General features: G+C 50.6%; 1 protein-coding gene. It reads left to right on the top strand.

Annotated elements, in window-relative coordinates:
• Nucleotides 1-179 precede the first annotated feature (179 nt).
• Nucleotides 180-927 (top strand): GTP cyclohydrolase I (folE, locus tag VJI93_RS08235; RefSeq protein ID WP_324009235.1); only part of this gene is annotated, 748 nt, incomplete at its 3' end.

The raw sequence follows: 927 nt of genomic DNA on the forward strand, positions 1-927 counted from the left end.
AATGTTTCCGAGTCGCATTGGGAGCGTATTCGGCAGGGATCCAATGTCACCATTGATAATAACGGTCGTATGGAGGAAACCGCAGACTATGTTAAGAAGTGGTATTGCTCCTTCTGGGGTGATGCGCCTTCCTGGCTTTGCGATGAATAATGAGCGGGTTTAATTTAGGGGTATAAAAAATGTGTAAAGAGAAGTCTGATTTCGTCCTGAGCCTTACCGCAGATAAGACCGATCCTGCGTTGGGGGCAAAGGTACGAGAGCGTCTGATTGGTCTGGGTCTTGAGACCGCCATCGACGAGAATTCTGCTATGGGTCCAGTGTATAATCCGAAGCTGGCATTGCAGGTTCTCAAACAGGGCATCTATCAGGGGTTTAAGAACCTCGGCTTGGATGTTGACAATGATCCGAGCATCAAGGACACACCGAACCGCTTTGCCAAGATGTTCGTGGGCGAGCTCACTAAGGGCCTGAACTACGACTTCTTCCCGAAGATGACAGCCACGCCAAATGGCCACGAAGTTCTGGACGAAGATGCTTTTACGGACTACGTCACTGATAGGCAGGGTGCATGGGGTAATGAAAAGTCCCAGGCAGAAATCCTGGCTATGGAATCGACGGTTGAACGCAAGATTGAGCTGACGTCCACGGTGGGGGCATATGATCAGATGGTTCTGGTCGATGCAATCCAGACTGTCAGCCTTTGCGAGCATCATTTGCAGACGATCGACGGGTTCACACATATTGCCTATATTCCTGGCAAGAAGGTTCTCGGCCTTTCGAAGTTTGCCCGCGTGGTCGAATTCTTTGCAGCACGTCCGCAGATCCAGGAGAAGTTTACCGAGCAGGTATTCGCGGCCCTATCCTTCGTCTTGGAAACGGATGATATCGCTGTTGTTTGCAAGGCCAAACACTTCTGCATGCATGCGC

This window comes from Parvimonas sp. M20, from assembly GCF_035282425.1.
Taxonomy (GTDB): Bacteria; Bacillota; Clostridia; order Tissierellales; family Peptoniphilaceae; genus Parvimonas.